Genomic DNA, 20,058 nt, shown 5'->3' with positions numbered 1-20,058 from the left:
TTTTTTAGCGAGCTACTTCATAAGTGAACTACTTCATTCTTGTATTTCAAAAAATGGCTATTTTCCCATTAAAGCCGATGATGCGATTTGAACGCACGGCCGCTCGATTACGAATCGAGTGCTCTACCACTGAGCTACATCGGCATGAAATTTGAAAATCCAGTATATCAGGTTGTTCAGCGCTAGTAACTGGTTCCTGAGAATTAGGCCCAAGCGGTTTGCGGACGGGCAAAAATCATGCGGCCCGCCGAGGTCTGTAACGCACTAGTCACCACGACTGGTACCTTGTCACCAATATGGTTGCTGGCTTCTTCTACCACCACCATCGTGCCATCTTCTAAATACCCCACCCCTTGGGCAGGCTCTTTACCTGCCTTGATAATTTTGAGATCTAAGCTATCTCCCGGCAAATAAATTGGTCGTAGGGACTTTGCCAAATCATTGACATTGAGAACCTGGATATTTTGGACGCTGGCGACTTTGTTGAGGTTGTAGTCGTTGGTGACCATAGATGCGTTGATATCCTGGGCCAGTCGCACCAGCTTCGCATCCACGGTAGAAACATCCTCATAATCTGCAGGATGTATGGTGATCCGTTCCGGATATTCTGTGCGCAAACGGTTGAGAATATCTAATCCTCGCCGCCCTCGGGCTCGTTTTTGGTCATTGCCTGCATCGGCAAGGGTTTGCAGTTCTTGCAAAATAAAACGAGGGACCAAAATTTGGCCATCCAAGAAACCCGTGAGCAATAGCCCTTCAATCCGGCCATCAATAATGCAGCTGGTATCCAAAACTTTCGTTGGGGACGGTTGTAGCGTTCCTTCTGCCAGCAGCATGGTTTCAATGGAGTTGGGATTGATTAGCCGCAAAATGGTTTGGCCATGAATATCGGCTAAGGTTAACCCCAAAAATGCAAAGATAAGACTGCCCAAAACCGCTGCCGTGGGCTTAATAAATGCAAACTCCTTAGGTAATGGGAATAAAAAGATAGGAGCCAACATCAGATTGGCCACTAAAAGTCCCAGAAATAGACCAGCTGATCGGCTGAGTAAGACATCCGTGGGTAAGGCTTTTATCTTTTTCTCAATTCGACGGCAAGAGACCTGAGCGGCGAACCCGATGCCTAAACTAAGGAGGGCCCCAAAGCCCGTAATTACCCACCGCAGACCGTCAATGTTAACCCCTTCTAATTCGCTGGGGGTCAACAGGTCGGGTAAGATATCGACGCCCCGAAAACCCACTGCTGCACCTACAGCAATGAAGGTCAAGATGATAAATAGGTCTAGCATTGTCCTAGCTTACCGTTTAATAGGAGAGGCATACTTTTTTAGAGATAATAAGGGTGGGTTATCGAACTTCTTATTTTCTCAGAGAAAAATAGCTCTAATCATTATTATAGTGTCCTTATTTCAGGACCTTACGGCGTTTTTTTCCTTGACCAAAAAGATTCCTTTAAAATACGTAAATCTAGATCAACTTTGGTCGTAAATGGTCTGATTTTATCTTGAGGCAATCCAGTTTGTGAAAATAGCTCAACCTGCGCCGATTGCCAGCGCTTGGCCTACTTCCGCTTATATTCATATTCCGTTTTGTCGACGGCGGTGTTTTTATTGTGATTTTCCCATCTCGGTGATTGGGGATCGAAAGCGAGGAGAGACCTCCTTGGCGATTGCCGATTATGTTGATCTTTTATGCGAGGAAATTGAGATCACTGCATCAGGACCGCACCCCCTAAAAACCATCTTTTTCGGTGGTGGAACGCCTTCTCTGTTATCTGCTCTGCAATTAGAGCAAATTTTGCAGTGCTTAGAACAACAATTTGGCTTGGAGCCGGATATAGAAATTTCCATTGAAATGGATCCAGGGACGTTTTCCTGGCCGCTCATGCGGCAGTTTAAGACCTTAGGTATAACCAGAGTTAGTTTAGGGGTTCAAGCTTTTACGGAGGAGTTGTTGCAGGTGTGCGGGCGCTCCCATACGGTGACGGATATCGATGATGCGATCGCAATTCTCCACCAAGCCGGTATCACTAATTTTGGGCTGGATTTGATCTCGGGCTTACCTAACCAAACTCTAGACCAATGGCAGGCCAATTTAGAAGCAGCTTTAGCCTTGGAACCCACTCATCTTTCCACCTATGACTTAGTGATTGAACCCACGACAGTCTTTGGAAAAAAGTATCAGCCAGGAATGCAGCCCCTCCCCTCGGATGAAACCGCAGCTCAGATGTATCGTCTCGCTGCCACTACCCTAACCGCTGCTGGCTATGACCATTACGAAATCTCTAACTATGCCCGTCCAGGGTATACCTGTCGGCATAATCAAGTCTATTGGCGCAACAACCCCTATTATGGCTTCGGCATGGGGGCGACCAGCTATGTTCATGGGCAAAGGGTTAGTCGTCCTCGGACCCGCAAAGCTTATGCCGATTGGGTAAAACGGCTGATTGCGACCCAAGGGCAGATGGACGATGCGGTGAGTTCTGACCTAGACATTTTGCTAGAAACCCTAATGATGGGCCTCAGATTGGCAACGGGGGTCTCCCTCTCCACATTGCAAGATCTGGCCAGCCCTCAGATAGTGGATACCTTGCTACAGTGTCTCGCTCCCTACCAGGAGCAGGGTTGGTTGCAGTTACCTCATCATCCAGAGGAGGCTATTTGTTTAACGGACCCGGACGGTTTTTTGTTCTCCAACACGATTCTGACGACAATTTGGCAGGCTTTAGATCCATAAGCTGTTCTCCAGCCCTTGAGAGTAAAGGTATTGTTCAAGGGCTGGGGAGCTTAGGCGATCTAGGTGGTTAGATCCAAACTCGATTGGATGGTTAACTCCAATGCGGCTGGATCGACGACTATCACGCTGTCTTTGGGGGCAGAGGGGCTGGTGACCACCCCACTTAGCAAGGCACCGGTGAGTAAACTGCCTAAGTTAAACCCACTGCCTAGGACGGAGTTCAGAATGGTTCGACCGGCTGTTGTACTGATAGCACCTCTAATATCATTGGGTTTGACGGATTGCCGAGAAACCGCTACCTGGGGATCAGAGTTGGCCCTGATGTCGTAGTTACGAGCCCCTACTTTGAGGGTTTTAGCTACAAACTGTGTCCCAGGGGTTGTGCCGACATTAACTGGCACTAGCGTTCCTTCGATCAGACTGCCTTTGGGAATAAGCACTGTACCTGCAGCATTGACAATGTCCTCTGCGACTTCTAGCTTAGTGTCTACCGTTTCTCCGGGGGCAACAATCAGATTGACTTTGTTTGGCCCTGGATATCGAACGGGAATCTTGGAGCCAGAGGCAATGATATTGCCTGTATTGATCGGTGTGCTGGGTTTCTCTGGGGAGGCGGTGCCGTCTAGTTTGACAATGTAGTTATTGGCCCGCGCTTTGTCAGGGATCGGATCTAAATCCCCTTGATCGACCAAGGCTTGGTAGACAAAGGCTGCAATTTCGGCCCGAGTGGCTTGCTGATTGGGATTTAAAAAGTTGGCATTGGGATAGTTCACAACTAAACCTGCTTCCGTCGCTGCTGTGACACCTTTGTCGGCATAGCCAGGGATATCTGCTGCATCCCGAAAGGTGGCAAGTACCTCATCCGTGGGGGCATCGGGTTCTAACTCTAGACCACTAGCTAAAGAGACTAGGGCTTGGACTTTGGGGATTCTTTGATTGGGTTGGAATAAATTTCCCGGGTAGCCTGACATAAAGCGAGTGCTGTAAGCCTTATCAATGGCGGGCTGGGCCCAATGATTGGTGGGGACATCCGCAAAACCGCGATACTGGCGGGTGGACTCGCGATCGAAGGCCTGGCGAACAATTGCTGCAAATTGAGCACGGGTGACAGGCTGATCAGGTTTAAAGGTCCCGTCCGGGAAGCCTTTAATGACATTCTCCTCAGCTAGTTTTTCGATAAATGGGCGTGCCCAATATCCAAGACTGACATCAGAAAAATTGGCTTGGGCCGATGCAGGGAGTGCTGAGAAAATGGGCGCAATGGTGCTGAGGGATACTCCCCAGGCCAGGGCAATTCTAGAAAATCGTGGGGAAACACGCAGCATGCGAAAGGACCCTCCAAATAATTTATGGAAATAGAGTTTTCTTCCCTTTGAGTATCGAAGGGATCAGCCCAGAAACCAGAAAGTGCGGGATTTATTTTATTTTATTTACAAAAATAAATCTGTGATGACCGCGATGCCGTCTTTACACCATTTACTTGGAGCTTGAGGGATTTAACAAGCACTGTTGCAGGGCTTGAGCAATCTTGGCAGAGGCACCCGGTAATCCCATGCGATGGCGGCCATTTTTAAGCCAAATTTGTGGCTGTCGGCATTGCTCCTGAATAGCCGATAGCATATGAGGCAACTCTTCCGGTGTTCTGATGTGATAAATAGAGGGGCCTAAGAGCTGAGCCTGGGCTGCTGCAAATTTGGCTGTAAACTGAGGCCCATGGCCCGGCATCGTGATCACAGGTTTACCGAGGCCGACGGCTTGCTCTGTGGCGGTGCCAGCCATCGCCAGGACAATATTGGCAATCGACAAGCAATCTCTAAAACCATTGGGCACCAGCAGTAGGGAATTCTGGTGCTGTTGACAGTAAGGACGGGCTGTGTTGTCCTGAGTAGACCATCCATACTGCACCAGTATCTTTTGGAGTGGCAGTTGATCAATACCGGGTGCGATCGCACCTAAAAACACATACCCCTGTTGAGTCGTGTCTAAGCCTGCAATGGCTGAGATCATCAGCTGCCAATTCCTAAAGACTTCAGGAGCGTGAGACCCCGGTAACAACAGAATTTTACAGCCAGGGGGTAGCTCAGGTAATTCACTTTGAGGCTCCAAATCGTCCATCATCGGATTACCGCAGTCGAAAACGGGGATGGACCAGCGCTGTAGGGTTGTTGCCGTGATGCGATCTCGAGGGAATACGCCCCGACAACGCTTATGGGTCATCAGCCAACGTTCCCAAGGCCAATAAACTGAAGACCTTAAATAAGGTGGATGACTGCCTCTATAAAATTCGGACTTAGCAGTGCCGACGAAAGCATAGGGTAAACCACTCCACCATGCCAGCGTCAAAGACACAATATCTCCTACTGCCAGCACTGCCCCGTCCTTAAGAGACCACTGTCTAACGGCTCTGATTTGTTGCAGAGTGAGGTCAAGGAATCCTTCTTGTAGATCTCGGCCAAATTCACGTCCCCAAAACCCCCCTGACACCAACGCCTTGCCTTTCACTAAGCGAGGGATGGTCTGTTCCCCATAACTCTGACCAATGCCCACAATCGGTAATGCATCAACGCTGAGTTTGGGTATGTCTTGACGCAATACTTGCAGAATACGCATAGCAACCCGATCTTCACCATGCCCATTGCTGATGACTAACAGTTGTTGGATGTTGCCGTGGGGTTGGGCCGCCATACGCTTCAGCAAGTCTCCACTTCCATATCTGAAGAGTTATGGCTTTGCAACGTCATTGGACAACAGGGAGTAGGGCACAGGTCTAGCAGCGAAACTTAGATCGGATTGATTGCTAATTGCTAATGCTTATTAAGAGTGATTACGAGCAGATGCCTGGGAATGATGAAGCAAAGATATCAATCCAGTCATGGAATAGATGGATCCCAGTGATTGAAAGGTTTTCTATAATCTGAAGGCGCTTAACAAAACATTACACGACGTTACTTTCTGTTCGGAATCTTAGTGGTGGAAACGCTAAAAATTAAGTAGTCTGAAGCGTTAACCCGATTCTGTTTTCAACAGCAGCTTGGAGATAAGGGCTGGTTGATCTGGATATTAAATCTAAAACGGAGTATAGATAACGGATTGAATGCATTCTGCAAGGTATACTTGAGCTTCAATTGGCTGGTTAAATAGTGGACATTCCGCGTTTGCTGGTTTCTTACGAGTCGCTTTGATGCTCAAGCACTAATGGATAAATTCCTGAACCGCTTGTTGTACAGTGCGCGGCATCGTAACATTATTTCATCCGCCTGTTTAAGATACTTGCATTTTCCTGTGACATAAATTTTATCAGGCGAAATTTTATAGAGTCGTTTTTCCTCAAAACATTATCCTTTTGGAATAAAGAAAATGGCAACAAAAGTCGATACTGCTCCTGAATATCCCTGGTATTCGGGCAATAGCCGCCTCGAAGATCCTGCGGTTCAAGGCAAATGGTTGGCTGCTCATATTGCTCAGATTGCACTGATTGTTTTCTGGGTTGGGCTCAACACTTTTTCTGAGAACCAAGCCTTTGATACAAGCCTCCCAATGTTTGACCAAGGATTAGTTTTAATCCCTCACTTGGCTGCTTTGGGTTTTGGTGTTGGTTCAGGTGGTGTTGTCACTAATACCTTCGTTTTTACCCAAATCGGTGCCATTCATATGGTGTCCAGCTTCGTTCTGTTTGGAGGTGCATACTTCCATGCGAAAATCGGCCCCGCTGTATTGGCTGATGGTGGACGTGGCAATACTGACCAATTTGCGTTCTCTTGGGATGATCCTAAGAAACTCGGTTATATCCTTGGTCATCACCTCGTGTTGATTGGCACGGGTGCTTTGCTATTCGTTCTGTGGATCAAGTTCCACGGTATCTATGACCCCACGATTGGTGAAGTTCGTACTGTTGCTGCACCTGGATCTACAATCGGCGATGTGGTTCTAAAGTATGGCTGGTTTACACCTGGCTATAACTGCTTCTTTGTCGATAACTTAGAAGACTTAGCTTCTGGACATTTGTTTATTGGTTTAGTCGATATTGCTGGTGGTATTTTCCACATCAATGTTGCTCCTTTGCCTTGGTCCAAGGTCGTCAACAAGTATACTTACTCTCCTGATGGTCTCTTAGGTACTGCCATTGGTGGCCTCGCCCTCATGGGATTCATCTCCGCTTATTTCTGTGCAGTGAATACTCTTGTTTATCCTGTAGAGTTCTTTGGTCCTGCACTGGAAGTGAAGTTTGGTATTGCTCCTTACTTTAAGGACACAGCTGATCTCGCAGATGGTTTCTACACATCCCGTGCTTGGTTGGCAAATATTACTTACTACCTAGCTTTCTATATGTTGCAAGGTCACCTCTATCACACCTTGAAAGCAATGGGCTTCAAGTTTGAAGATATCCCTGCTGTTATTGCTCGTGATACAGGTAATGCTCCCGCATAAACCTTCACCACTTTTCTAAAAATTCATAATCTGCTAGTTCCTAGAACTAGCAGATTTTTTTGTAGGTAACCCTGCTTTTAGAGCTTTAAAGTGGATGCCATTTGATCTAGTTCTTGGCGGGATGGGGTGGGAATATCTTTATCACCGAATTTGACATTTCCATCCTCACAGTAGGCATAGTGTTTATGCATGATGTCTAGCGGACCATATTGGGGAATGAGATGCAGATGAGCATGGGCGACGGTAAAGCCATGCACTAACATGCCTATCCGCAATGGCTTGTAAACCGTCATGATCTTCCGACCCACCTGTTGGGCGACCACAATCACTTTCGCAGCTAAAGGATCTGGGATGTCGGTGAAATGGTCAATATGAGCTTTAGGAATGACCAAACAGGCCCCTGGATAGACCGGATGTAATGGGATAAAGGCCATCACTGCTTCATCTTCGTAGACGGTGCTGACGGGCGCATCACCTTGTGCGATCGCACAAAAAGGACAAGTATCTATCACATTTATCGCTCCAACTTTTCAGGGGATTTGCCTAGGTTTCCCATCCTGTCGACAAACCTGGAGTAGACCACTCAAATCCCAATTCTTGGCTTTCCCAGGATGATGGTAAGAGACGTTTTTTGCCCGAGATAGCATGTAGATGTTAAGTCCTACTAAGACAAGCGGAGCAAACAGCAGATTTGTCCACAATATTAAGGCGTCAATGTCTGTGAATACGGCCCATTAATCATTAATGTCTATTCCATTTGATTCAAGTTCTGCCCAAAAGCGCCTCGAAACATTTTGGAAGCTGTCCGCCAGTTTTGGCATGGAACGGAATGCCTATCACAATTATCTCAATGAAATTGTTAGCGATCGGTATGCCCTGATCAATGGTCTTCAGCTACTCCGAGATGAACTACAGTTTGCGGCAGCTAGCAAAACGGATATCAATGTGTGCGGTGCCGATTTAAGCTTACCGAGTGTGGTCACAACCTTGGCCTATACCAATTGTGGTGATCGGATCCACCAAGGTGAAGCGACAAAGCGATATCGAGATGTTGTCGCCTCTCGCTTTGCAACCCTATCGGAAATTGGAGAGCTGAAACTCGAAGCCTTTTTCCCCGCAGGCGGAGGAACAGATAATGGGGCAACCCTTGCCCATGTCACTGTGGCTCATCAAATTGATGAATCCCTTCGTCGTCGTCTTTATGCCGGTAACCCTGAATCTATGGTGTTGGTCGCCATTGATCTCAAAACCCATGTGGGGCGATTACGTGAAGACGGGCAACGAGTATATGGTAAAACCCGCGAGTCACCCTGGCGGGAACCTCGGGCAGCCTGTGGAGCCATTGCCGATGCCTTAAGTCACTATCATCCCCATAATTTGATACATAGACGCATCCGGGATGATTTAGGAGAAAAAAATTTCCAGTTCCTTTCCACCCAAAAAATCTATACCGAAGAAGGCGTAGATATTACCTTAGCTGTTGCATCTGCAATCGTTGCCATTCGCGGGATTCGCAACACCTCTATGGCCTTGACTCAAGAAATGGACGAGAGAGGGCTGGCACATTTAACAGCCAGTACCACCGTGAATAGACCCTCTAGAGATGATCTCGTGATCTATCTTGCCCGCGCAACGGTCTTTCAAGGGAAAGTCCATATCCAGAGCCTTGGTTCAAAAGCAGAACTTTATGGTGGCAAATTAGTAGATTATGCGGGTGAGCGTCGGCTACAGCTAACTTATGATAACCATGACATCAATAATCTGCCGATAGAGGAGATATCCTACCAAATTCATGCCTCTGGCTTATAGGCTGGAAAGTCTCCTCTTCAAAAGCGTTTGAATCAGCCATCTCTCATCATCATGACAGGTCTATGATGGATGATCATGTGAATTTTGAGAGCAGGCTTCAAGCCATTTCATGTCCGGGCTACAATCCTTCAACTTGGATGATGGCCTCTGGATGGGAAGACAGAGAATTTAGAATGTATTGTTCATCGAGACATAAAGAGAGCTGAATCCGGTTGGAAACATAGGTTATCTCTAGCTCTATCTGATCACCAGAAATGGATTGATATCGAACATCAATGGGCGGTACAACACCTTTCGCAGGACATAAGATCCAGGCAAATGTTGCTGTTGTAGAAATAGGGGATGAATAGATTGCCGTTGGATTCGGTTGTTTATGGTTATATTCTTTGCTCCACCAACCTTGAATCGGCTTCATACTCCCCTTGGCAATATTGATATCCCATGACAGATTATCCGTCGGAATAATTCTTAAATTGCCGCAATTCTCATTAGTAGTGACGATAGAGGAACCTTGAACTTCAAGATTACAATCAGGGTGAAAGTGCCAAAGGGTTTGAATTTGATGGGCAGTGTTGGCAGATACACGATCAATCACAACCCAATATTGATGGCGCAGATAGACTAAGAATCGTGAATGGATGACTTTGTCTGCGACTCCTTGATACCCTTGATCAAATTTGCCATAGGCAAAATCAAACCCTGGTGTCGAATAAAACTGCTGTTCGACGGGGTTCAGTGCTTCACCGATGCCTGCATTTTGGCCCTGACCATCAACAAGGATAGTGTTGTGGCTAGCTGAGTTCCTAAAATAATGCCAAAAGGAATCTCGTTTGTAGTGATAACGTCCGCTATCCACTAATAAATCTCGACCAAATGCGGCAACAGAAAGGTGCAATTTATCATTGTGGGTATGGTAGTTAATGCCGTGGGGACCCACATCAAAAAATGCCCAGTGAGCATCTTTGTCCCAACTGCTTCGCATAATCACTTGGCCTGCCCAAGGAAAGAGAATAGATGGGGAGAGAGGACCACCTCCTTCCTGGCCATTGGATGCAATATACTGCCAATCAGAGCGGTTGTATAGGTTGGCAACACTTTTGATGGTTGTTCGAAGCTCATCTCGATCCGAATCATTATTGAGGGGGGAACTACCATCTGGCCGCATTGCGAATGCCAGATAGTTCCACATCCTCTCCAATGTTTTGCCAAAGGAGATAGACAAATTGTGGCCAGAAAGCTGCATTAATTTGGCAAAATTATCGAAATCTAGCAAGGTCACTCGATGGTAGTGGCTCGTTAGCTCTTTATGGCTGCCATCAGGATAGACTTGCAATTCAATCTCGCGGGACATGTGAAATTGGGCGTAAGTCAACCAAGATTGGGAGAATTTAAACTCAGGCCAGCATATTGCTAGAGTTGCTAGTCCGTTCATCTCGCGAGCAAGCCAGTTCGCGCCCCAGGTGTGGCAATGACGCAGAAAATTACCATGTACGGGCAAAATTGCGAGCATTAGCAGATGATCGACGTCTGAAAAGTTGGGACTCTCAAGCAATCCATAAAAAATGGGAGCCCAGTGCAAAATGCGACAAGCGACTTCCCGACCTCGCCACTGAGCCCAGTAGTGGGTGTTGGGGGCTGCAATGCTAGTTAATATCCAATCTCTGATACTGAGGTAAATATATTGAACATAATCTGAGTTGCCACTTCTTAAATAGGCATGAAAAAGATCGACAACATGGTAATGTCTGTTCAAAAACCATGCCCACTCAGAATCTTCTTTAGTACCTAGATAAGACCAGTTAAAACGATCATTGTCTTGTGGGACGGTGCCACTAATACGTTGGAAGATAAATTCATTGTTTAAAATATGGTCTGCATCTAAATCCTTGTTGAATTTTTGCTCTGGAAGTAAATTCTTCCAGCCTATTTTATCTGGCTTATTTCGAAAATATGTAATTAACGAATGGCTGGCTTGAGTATAGTCACCCTTATTGACATATTCTCTGACTGTCTCTAGGCCAGGATGTTCAATATTGATGTTTTCAAATAGATTCGTTATTAGCTTTGGATGTTTCTGACATAGCTCATCAACTGATTTCAATTGATTTCCATCAGACTTTTTGTTCGATAAAGTTAGGCCAATATAGTGTTTAAAGAAACTAACAAGCGTTAGTTTCTTAACTTTGCTACTTGTAATTGCTACTTTATTGAAAGCCTGTTGAATATACGGCTGCAGAATTAACATCAGTTCTAATTTACTAAATTCAGGCAGGATGCGTTTTTAGAGGGTATCTTTGAGGGTTGAGGGCTGCATAATTAGATCTCTGGATGCCAAGAGAATGAGAATCGATATTTCCATATTACGCTTCAATTGATTTGCAGCAAAATATCTAAAATGATACTTGCAATATTGCTATAGAGAACGAGGATTCGATAATCCATGCTTTGTATTCTATTTGGCAGACAGCAGAAACTACCTTGAATAATCCAGTAGTAGAGGATTAGCGAATGATAAAAGATATCAGGCTTATGTACGCCAGTAAATCATGAGTAGAATCGACGAATTGTACAGATAATAAATAAAAACTACTGATAAAGAATGAATTAAGTAGATGTTGAAGTATGAAAAACGATTGTATTTGACTTAATATCCATGATTAAAAAAACAAATTACTTTCTTTCTTTAAGTAAGAATTAGATCACTGAAAATACAAGCTCTAGTCTTTGCCTCACTAGATATTGACCTAGATAAAGTCTAAATATTATACCAAAAGGCTAATTGAAAACTAATTTCTATTCCCTTTGTGCTCGTTGCCATGGCTTCTGATCTTAACGGCTCCTCAGATTAGTTTGAGGAAATATTCTACACTAAAAATAGTCTGATAATCATGTTTGTCGCTTTTGAAATAGTAAGGAGGCGACCGATTTTTTTTATTTGAGCCAACAAAAAATCAGCATAATCTCAGTTTATAACCCTTAATCCTCTACTCTTAGGAACTCAGAATAGAAGGTTTTCAGGTCTGTTAAGGTCCAAACTGACTAAAATTTTGATAAAAAAGGCTTATATATCTAAATGGAAAGGATATTGATGTGATTTCGCCAATAATCACTGTGTTATCACTACAAGTAGCAATATCTGTGAGTGGGGTAAAGAGACCTTGGTAAAGTGAGTAGATTTTGAATCTAGTTCTGTGGTTTATTAAACCAAACTCATGCCACTATGCTATTCAGAATTGTCTAAAATAAGTTTGCCGCTTTCTTGCTGTGACCTAGTCTAGGGGGCAATATTGTGAATACGGTGAGGAAAACTACGAAAAAATCATCAATACACTCCAGATGATGTCTGGAAAAACATCTATAAAGTTAGATTGAAATAAATGGGGAGCTCAACTTCAGACAGGGTTGTTTTACGTTACTCCTAGAAAAAATAGGATGGTTCTACTGACCAACAGTAGAGAGACCGATGAGCCATCTAATCGATACTTTGAAGCAAGTCCCGGATTTCCGCAGTGCCCATGGCCGTATTCATCCGTTATGGCTGCTGTTGCTATTGATGGTGATGGGCATGCTTGCTGGATATCAAGGGTACCGTCCGTTAGAAACCTTTGTGAGCGATTATCGCCAGCCTTTAAGTGAGCTATTGGGGCTTGAGAGCCTCGAAGTTCCGTCTCACTGTACCTTTCGTCGAGTGATGAAGGGGCTTGACTTCCAAGCGTTGAGCCACCAATTTGAAGCATGGATGCTCTCGAAAGCCCAGACTCACTCTCCCGATAATTATGCAGCCTCCATTGATGGCAAACGGATTCGTCAGGGGCTGACAGATGCCAAGGGGAAGCAGCGTTTTGTGGGCTTGGTGAGTTTATTTGCGGTGGAAGCAGGCATCACCCTCAAGCTCGAAGCCCTCACTCAGGAGGATAATAGCGAAATCAAAGTCGTGCAGGCACTGTTGGAAACCCTTCAACTCGATGGCTTGCTGATTACCATGGATGCCTTACACGCCCAAAAAAACACTTGAGAAGATTGTGGCCTCGGGTAACGACTATCTTGTGGCGGTCAAATCCAATCAGGGAAGACTTTACGACCACCTCCAGACTTACTTTGAGTGTCTTAAACCCATGGCTGAGCACATCCACTCCGCCCAAAGTAGAGGACGAGATGAACATCGGTGTATACAGGTTTATGAGCCTGTCGGCATAGCCCTACAAGAATGGACAGCAATTCGCTCTGTACTTTGTGTCCAACGATGGGGTACTCGCAAAGGAAAGGAGTATCACAATACGGCCTATTACATCAGTTCAGCTGCCACCTCACCCCATCATTGGCAATCTCTGGTCCGAGAACATTGGGGCATTGAAAATCGGTTGCATTGGCCGAAGGATGTTGTTTTTGGCGAAGATGATTATCGACTCGAAGATGAACAAGCACTGCTCAATTGGTCAGTGCTTAGAACTATTGGGATTAATATCCTGCGGCTAAACGACTATCAATCCCTCAAAACCGCGATGACTAAGCTTGCTAATCGGGTCGATATTATTTTTTCGCTGCTAACTTAAAACAGCCCTGCAACTTCAGATTTATCCGACCTATCGGTAGTGCCAGAATTTAGGGAGTTCGGTGTTTCAGCTTCGCTCAATGATTAAACTGCACCAGTCTTGCTCATGATGGGTGTCGCGAACTTGCCAGCCATGAGCATTTAGTGCCTCAATAATCATCGGTTCTTGAGTATCCAAAATGCCGCTAAGGATTCCCCAACCGTTTTGGTCAGTGATATCAGCGAAATGGGGTATTAGGTCAAGAATGATATGGGCCAAAATATTGCAACAAAACCCTTGGACTGGATGCTGAAGCTGCTGTATCACTTGATCAAGACTTCCTTCCTTAACCCATAACTGGTCTGAAGTGAGGCCATTCAGTTCTCGACTAGCTTGGGTTGCACCAATGGCGAGTGGATCTAGATCAACCGCATAGGCTTTTTGAACTCCCAAAAGAAGAGCAGCAATGGAAAGAATACCCGTGCCACAACCAATATCAGCGATACTGAGAGGATTGGATTGTTCTGAAATTTGTTGTTCTAGGGCTCGTAAGCAGAGCTGCGTGGTTGCATGAGCGCCTGTGCCAAAAGCGACTCCGGGATTAAGGCGAATCAAAAGACGTTCACATTGCGCTGGCACCTCTAGCCAAGCCGGATAAATCAGTAACCGATTGCCAACTTCTTGAGGATGCCAATAGTCTCGCCAGTTATGGGCCCAATCTTCTTCTGTGATCAGTTGCCAGCTAATATCTGGGGCAGGATGTCCCACTGACTGGACATCCTGATGTAATCTCTCGGCAATTTTTTGCAGATCGATGGACTGGACCCGATCCAGGGATAAATATCCGCAAACAGTCAACTCTTGATTGACTATTTGGCTGGCCGTGCCTTGGCATCCTTCTTCTTGTAGCCGCCAGAAGAGTAGATCATCTAGCAGTGGCACTCCCACAACTTTAATTTCCCACCATTGGCTAGGGGGTAAAGCTGTAGGAGCGTCCGACGGAGTGTGGATGCCTGGATCGGCCATTATTGTAAATTCACAATATAGGCATCCCGAATGCCTTCTACATTCGTGATTTCAGACAGTACTCCTTCGGGTAAGGGATCATCTAGGCTAAGAACCATCACAGCCGAGCCTCGAACCATCTTGCGGCCTACTTGCATACTGGCGATATTGACGTTAAAGCTACCTAACTGGGAGCCAATTTGGCCAATAATACCGGGCATATCTCGGTGTACTGTCAACAACATGTGCCGGGTAGGGACCACATTGATCGGAAAGTCATCAATATTGGTAATGCGCAGCTCGTCCTCCCCTAGAATGGCACCCGTTACTGAGCGGGTTTCAGTGGGGCCTTTTGCAGAGAGTTGAATCGAACCGGAATAATCCCGAACTGAAGCATCACGAGTCTCCACGACGCGAATCCCGCGATCTTTGGCTTCAATACCGGCATTCACATAGTTCACACGCTCTCGTAATGCTGGGGATAACAGTCCTTTGAGGGCTGCGACAACAATTGGTTGACTATCGTTGGATGCCAGTTCTCCTTGGAGACGGACATCTAGGGATTCTATCCGACCCCCCGCTAATTGACCGACTAGATTGCCCAAGGTCTCGGCTAGGAGCATGTATGGCTTGAGTTTTTCCAATACGTCGGGACGTAAGCCGGGAATGTTTACAGCTGACCGGGCCGGTAGCCCTAAAAGCACATCGCGGATTTGCTCGGCAACGTCGACTGCTACATTGGTTTGGGCTTCCTCCGTTGATGCCCCTAAGTGGGGAGTTAAAATGATGTCTTGCTCTAGGTGACAAAGGGGAGAGTCGCCCAAAGGTTCACTGGCATAAACATCTAAAGCAGCGGCAGCGATTTGCCCAGATTCCAGGGCTTTGCCCAGAGCTTCTTCGTCGATAATGCCACCCCGAGCACAGTTGATAATGCGAGCTGTAGATTTCATCTTGCTGAGGGTGTCAGCATTAACGAGATTTTGAGTTTCAGGGGTTTTAGGCAGGTGCAAGGTGATGTAGTCCGATTCTTGGAAGAGAAAATCTAACTCCACTAGTCTGCAGCCTAGTTGCTCTGCCCGTTCTTGGGATAAGAAAGGGTCGTAGGCTAGCAGCTTCATCCCCATTGCTCGGGCAACGGTGGCCACGTGGGAACCGATTTTGCCCAGTCCAACAACGCCCAGGGTCTTTTTATAGACTTCTACGCCGGTAAACTTTTTGCGCTCCCATTTGCCTGCTTTAACGGACTGATTGGCATCGGGAATATGGCGAGAGAGGGACAGCATTAAAGCTAAGGCATGTTCTGCGGCGGCGATGGTGTTACCCTCTGGAGAGTTAACCACCACAATCCCTTTTTTGGTGGCTGTGGGCACATCCACATTATCGACACCCACACCAGCTCGGCCAATAATTTTGAGCTGGGTGGCGGCTTCAATCACTGCTTCTGTAACTTGAGTGCCCGACCGAATCATCAGGGCATCGTACTCAGGAATAATTTGGATTAATTCTTCAGGAGAAAGCTTGGTCTTCACATCGACCTGGGCAACTTGACCTAAAAGGTCAATACCAGAGGGGTCAATTGGATCTGAGACGAGAACCTTGGGCATAACAGGAAAGGAGAATGAAAGTTCACAGGGATGAGCAGAACGGAATTAATCAGTTTCTGACACCTCAGTTCGCCATTCTACAAGAACCCCGAGGGAAGAACTAGGGTAAAAAATATAAAGCTGGTCTGCTGAAAAAGCTATTCCTTCTCCAGTACGTCAGCAAAGGCCAAATTTTGAGACGCTAGTACAAATAGGGTTGTGGGCAATCCCGTGGTTCGAGTCTGTAAACTCTCGTAATATTCGCTGAATTGTTCGTCTGGACGCGCCATCCCCAGAACGACTAAGTCAGCCCCTTTAGAAGAAGATTTTAAGATCTGGGCAAAGGGGCGTTCATTGGCAATAATCACTTGGGAAACTGCTCGGATGCGAAGTCGTTTAACCACATCGTCGAGGTTGCGCTGAGCCGCTTGGGCCGCAGACTGGTCGGGAACGACGAGCTTGAGCCAAATTTCGGTTTGTCGCCACACCATGCTGGTCCGCAGTAGGTCAGCCAAGATCAGCATCAGACCGCCATTTCCTTTCAGGCCACCCCACCAGACATCAATCCGACGGCAGAAGTTGGGAAAGCGGTTCTGATGATTGTCTTGGTAGCGAAGAATGGCGACGTTTCGTTGGGCCTGATGGAAATGGGCAATCATTTGGCAATAGCGATCGCGGCTCGTCGCGTTTTCCGTATTGCCCAACAAAATGGTGTTGGGAACCAAGGCTCCTAGCCCATAAGCTTCCACTAGCCGTTCTGCGCCGCAAAAGGGATCACTATCCCGCACAAATCGGACTAGGGCTTTCACCCCTTTGCGATCCAAATAGTCTTTCACCATCGATTCCATGGTGGTCTGTTGGGCCACGTCTCTACCCTTCACGGGTAGAACACTAGAGACCGTAATTAGTCCTCGGTTGTGGGTGAGGGCTGAGGCAACTTGGACCAAATGCCATCGGCGCGTGGGAATGCCCGATAACACTAAAATATGAGGCCGCCAGTTTTTGGGGTCAGGGGCATTGCTAATTTGAAACAGTCCCTTGCGGACCACGGTCATCCAGATGCCCCGACGGACATCTCCCCAGGCGCTTTCCAACTGCTGTCGTTCTAGCCATAGGTAGATGGCCAAAACAATCAGGGCTGCGACAATCGTTGCCAACCCGTTAATCAAAAACATGACGGCAATACAACCCAGGGCACCCATCAGAGAAAAAATCCAATGGATGCGGAAGGTGGGACGGAAAGAAGGGCTTTGGAGAAAGCTTTCCACCCCAGCCGCCACGTTAAGGACCATATAGGTGGTCAAGAAAAACATACTGAGAACCGGGGCAATCAAATTGAGATCTCCAATGGAGACCACTGCTAGGGCAATGCCTAAGGTGAATAACGTGCCCAGGCGAGGTTCATCCGTAGGACCGCTGCCAATTCCCAGCCAGCGAAGACTACGAGGCAAGATGCGATCGCGCGCCAATGCCTGTAAGACTCGGGGTGCCCCTAAAATACTGCCAATCGCACTGGAAAGGGTAGCGCCCCAGACTCCCAATAAGATGGCATCCCCCCAAAAGGCAATTTTGCGCATTACAAGGGGATCTTGCATCAGAGTGCCAGGCTCGGCTCGCATAGTGAGCAGGATCGGTAACACCATATAGATCACATAGCCGGTTCCCACTGCAGCTAAGGTGCCTTTTGGAATCGACCGAGCCGGATCTTTGAGATCGCCGGACATGCTGACCCCCGCCATAATGCCGGTGACCGCCGGGAAAAAGACGGCAAAGACTTCCCAAAAACTCTTGGCTTGGGGAATGGCATCTGTCCCGGTTTCCGGTGGCACCGCATGACCAAAACCAAAGGAAATCAGGGAGAGGGCAATGGCTGCCATAATCCCAAATTGGGCTTTAATGGCAATATCAGCAGACTTTAAGGCTAGACCTGCCACTAAGAGGGTGGTGATAGCGGCCACTAAGGTTTGATTGAGGCTGGGAAAAATGCGAACCAGACTTTCGGCAAAGCCAATGGTGTAGAGGGCCACGGAAACCGCCTGGGCAAAAAATAGGGGAATCCCCACGGCCCCGCCCGTTTCAATGCCCAGAGAGCGGCTAATCATGTAGTAGGCTCCCCCAGTGCGAACGACCTGATCGGTTGCGATCGCAGAAATAGACAGAGCCGTTAAAAAGGTGATCGAAGTGGCTAAGGTGACGATGATTAGGGTATTGAAGAGGCCAACATTACCCACAACCCAACCAAAGCGTAGGTACATAATTACGCCCAGGATGGTTAGCAGGGAGGGGGTATAAACGCCTGCAAATGTGCCTAGTCCAGACGTCTCTTCGGTACTGGCCGCTTGGGCCTTAGACCGACGCAAAGGGAATTTGGGCATAGACAAACTTGCACATGAAGGATTGCGGGCCTCAGTTACTATCTCACAAACGTTTGGCGAAAGGATGAATTGCTGAGGTGTGTAGCATTGTACTTTGCTTCTTTCGCCCCTTGCTTGATAAGGGTTATAAACTAGGTTGCCAAGTGCCATGAAACCCCATCGGGACGATGCTAGGCAACCCTAAGCGACAAATCGGGCCTTCTTCCAGACGATGGGCGGCCAAAATCCACACCTCACTGGTATGGGATGCCGCTTGATAGACCACGGTCAGAATCCAGCCCTGTCCAGGGTGATCGGGATCAGGGGCATAGATCGGTTCACTGCAATAGGCTTGATCGCCCATCTGCACACTGTTCAGTTGTTGTGAAATGTGATCGAAGCTGACAATCTCGCGAAAGAGTTCTGTGGTCGCATCTGAGGTCGGGCGAGTGGAGAGAAAGGTATGCCGATGGGCCTGTCCGACCTGATGGGGATCAACCACCGGAAACTCGCCCGTGCGGTCCATCAGTTTATCGGTTTCTAACACTTGGCTCGTCTGGGGATCGAGATGTAGTCGCCAAAGCTGTCCTTCTGCTGGGGTGCGAGGATGGCCACTGGCCACTTCCTTGAGGAACTGGTTGGTGCTGAAGTCGGCATAGCGAATCACATCAATGACGGCATGTCCTCGATCATCCAGATAACCATTGCCAAAATGCCACTGATACCAGGGGTCGGCTTCACCCTGGCTAACCACTTCCAAGGATTCACGATCAATCACTAAAATTTGGGTACCTTGCTGAGGCTTCCACTGCAGACAGTCACTATAGCTTTTGAGCTGGACCAACATAGGCAGTGGATTGAGGAAGACAGGAGAAATACAAAAAATTAAGTACGGCCCCGCCATCACAAAGTCATGAATCATCGGCAAGCCCTGGAGCGGAATTTTGGTTTGGCGCTGAACGGCTCCTGCTGGATTGCAGCGATAAACATGCAGATGACCTTGCTTGCCATAGCTAACGCCAAAGTTATAGATTTCGCCGCTGATCGGATCCCGTTTGGGATGAGCAGAGAAGGACTGATCCGGTGCTAGGAATCCCAAATCGTCTAGCCCTTGGGTCTCCAAAGTGTTTAAGTCCAGGGCATGGGGATGTCCTCCTTCCCATAAGGTCAAAAGCTTGTCGGGAAGCGCCAGCACAGAGGTATTGGCAGCATTCTTAGTCGCTCCCTGCCGCAACCGTCGCCACAGGGATCCGGCGGGCAGCATGCCATAGCCTCCCATCAAGAATTGATCGGCCTGTTCTTCGGCCTGATAGCCTGCGGTTTGGACATAGCGATAGACGCCTGATGCTTGAGCGCTATCGAAATGCACGGCTAATATAGCGCCATCCCCGTCGAACCAATGGCCGACTCGTTGTCCACCTCGTTCTAGACGACCTGGTCCGTTGCGATACAGGGAACCTTTGAGGTCTTCGGGTATAGTCCCGGACAAAATCGGTAACGGGGTGGTCGGAAATTCGGATGCAGCCTGGGCAAACATGCCGTACCAAGGTTGCTGAGATTGTTGAGGACGAGACTGGGTGAGCATGGGTGGGTCTCCTAGGGAACCAGGAC

13 protein-coding genes and 1 tRNA gene are annotated in these 20,058 nt (G+C 47.4%); 4 read left to right on the top strand and 10 right to left on the bottom strand.

Annotation, left to right across the window (positions count from 1 at the left end):
• Nucleotides 1–72: 72 nt before the first annotated feature.
• A tRNA-Thr gene (locus ON05_RS26390) sits at nt 73–144 on the bottom strand.
• Nucleotides 145–203: 59 nt separating this feature from the next.
• The gene (locus ON05_RS26385; protein WP_010472841.1) at nt 204–1,289 is read right to left on the bottom strand and encodes a PIN/TRAM domain-containing protein; all 1,086 of its coding nucleotides are present in this window, start codon (nt 1,287–1,289) and stop codon (nt 204–206) included.
• A gap of 232 nt (nt 1,290–1,521) precedes the next feature.
• Here ON05_RS26385 and hemW point away from each other — a divergent pair, with 232 nt between their 5' ends.
• Nucleotides 1,522–2,736, top strand: coding sequence for a radical SAM family heme chaperone HemW (gene hemW / locus ON05_RS26380; RefSeq protein WP_010472837.1), 1,215 nt, complete (start codon nt 1,522–1,524; stop codon nt 2,734–2,736).
• Nucleotides 2,737–2,795: 59 nt separating this feature from the next.
• On the opposite strand, the gene ON05_RS26375 is transcribed toward hemW, so the two are convergent.
• Together ON05_RS26375 and ON05_RS26370 are read right to left on the bottom strand one after the other, a co-directional pair.
• A complete protein-coding gene (locus ON05_RS26375) occupies nt 2,796–4,061 on the bottom strand; it encodes an S-layer homology domain-containing protein (protein ID WP_010472835.1) in 1,266 nt (421 codons plus the stop codon).
• Nucleotides 4,062–4,212: 151 nt separating this feature from the next.
• Nucleotides 4,213–5,433 (bottom strand): lipid-A-disaccharide synthase-related protein, encoded by a 1,221-nt coding sequence (locus ON05_RS26370; protein ID WP_236618940.1) that lies wholly within the window; start codon nt 5,431–5,433, stop codon nt 4,213–4,215.
• 660 nt (nt 5,434–6,093) lie between these two features.
• Between ON05_RS26370 and ON05_RS26365 the strand changes: the two genes are divergently transcribed.
• A complete protein-coding gene (locus ON05_RS26365; protein WP_010472831.1) occupies nt 6,094–7,164 on the top strand; it encodes a chlorophyll a/b binding light-harvesting protein in 1,071 nt (356 codons plus the stop codon).
• 77 nt (nt 7,165–7,241) lie between these two features.
• On the opposite strand, the gene ON05_RS26360 is transcribed toward ON05_RS26365, so the two are convergent.
• Nucleotides 7,242–7,676 (bottom strand): HIT family protein, encoded by a 435-nt coding sequence (locus ON05_RS26360; RefSeq protein ID WP_010472830.1) that lies wholly within the window; start codon nt 7,674–7,676, stop codon nt 7,242–7,244.
• A gap of 232 nt (nt 7,677–7,908) precedes the next feature.
• Here ON05_RS26360 and ON05_RS26355 point away from each other — a divergent pair, with 232 nt between their 5' ends.
• Nucleotides 7,909–8,973, top strand: coding sequence for a hypothetical protein (locus tag ON05_RS26355; protein ID WP_010472829.1), 1,065 nt, complete (start codon nt 7,909–7,911; stop codon nt 8,971–8,973).
• 118 nt (nt 8,974–9,091) lie between these two features.
• Here ON05_RS26355 and ON05_RS26350 read toward each other — a convergent pair whose 3' ends face one another.
• Nucleotides 9,092–11,074 (bottom strand): alginate lyase family protein, encoded by a 1,983-nt coding sequence (locus tag ON05_RS26350; protein WP_139025720.1) that lies wholly within the window; start codon nt 11,072–11,074, stop codon nt 9,092–9,094.
• A 1,362-nt stretch (nt 11,075–12,436) separates the two neighbouring features.
• Here ON05_RS26350 and ON05_RS26345 point away from each other — a divergent pair.
• A protein-coding gene (locus ON05_RS26345; RefSeq protein ID WP_262561924.1) for an ISAs1 family transposase occupies nt 12,437–13,526 on the top strand; the annotation gives its coding sequence in 2 pieces (ribosomal slippage) (nt 12,437–12,976 and nt 12,978–13,526; 1,089 coding nt in all).
• Between the two features lie 66 nt (nt 13,527–13,592).
• Here the strand turns inward: ON05_RS26345 and prmA are convergent.
• The 4 genes from prmA to ON05_RS26325 form a co-directional block, all read right to left on the bottom strand.
• The gene (prmA, locus tag ON05_RS26340; protein ID WP_010469071.1) at nt 13,593–14,531 is read right to left on the bottom strand and encodes a 50S ribosomal protein L11 methyltransferase; all 939 of its coding nucleotides are present in this window, start codon (nt 14,529–14,531) and stop codon (nt 13,593–13,595) included.
• The gene (gene serA, locus ON05_RS26335) at nt 14,531–16,114 is read right to left on the bottom strand and encodes a phosphoglycerate dehydrogenase (protein WP_010469072.1); all 1,584 of its coding nucleotides are present in this window, start codon (nt 16,112–16,114) and stop codon (nt 14,531–14,533) included. Before serA ends, prmA begins: the two co-directional genes overlap by 1 nt.
• 137 nt (nt 16,115–16,251) lie before the next feature.
• Nucleotides 16,252–18,468 (bottom strand): amino acid permease, encoded by a 2,217-nt coding sequence (locus tag ON05_RS26330; protein WP_010469073.1) that lies wholly within the window; start codon nt 18,466–18,468, stop codon nt 16,252–16,254.
• A 124-nt stretch (nt 18,469–18,592) separates the two neighbouring features.
• Nucleotides 18,593–20,032, bottom strand: coding sequence for a carotenoid oxygenase family protein (locus ON05_RS26325; protein ID WP_010469074.1), 1,440 nt, complete (start codon nt 20,030–20,032; stop codon nt 18,593–18,595).
• Nucleotides 20,033–20,058 lie beyond the last annotated feature (26 nt).

This window comes from Acaryochloris sp. CCMEE 5410, from assembly GCF_000238775.2.
Classification (GTDB): domain Bacteria; phylum Cyanobacteriota; class Cyanobacteriia; order Thermosynechococcales; family Thermosynechococcaceae; genus Acaryochloris.
Note: the sequence above shows the minus strand (reverse complement) of the source record. Positions and strands in the feature narration are given on the sequence as shown.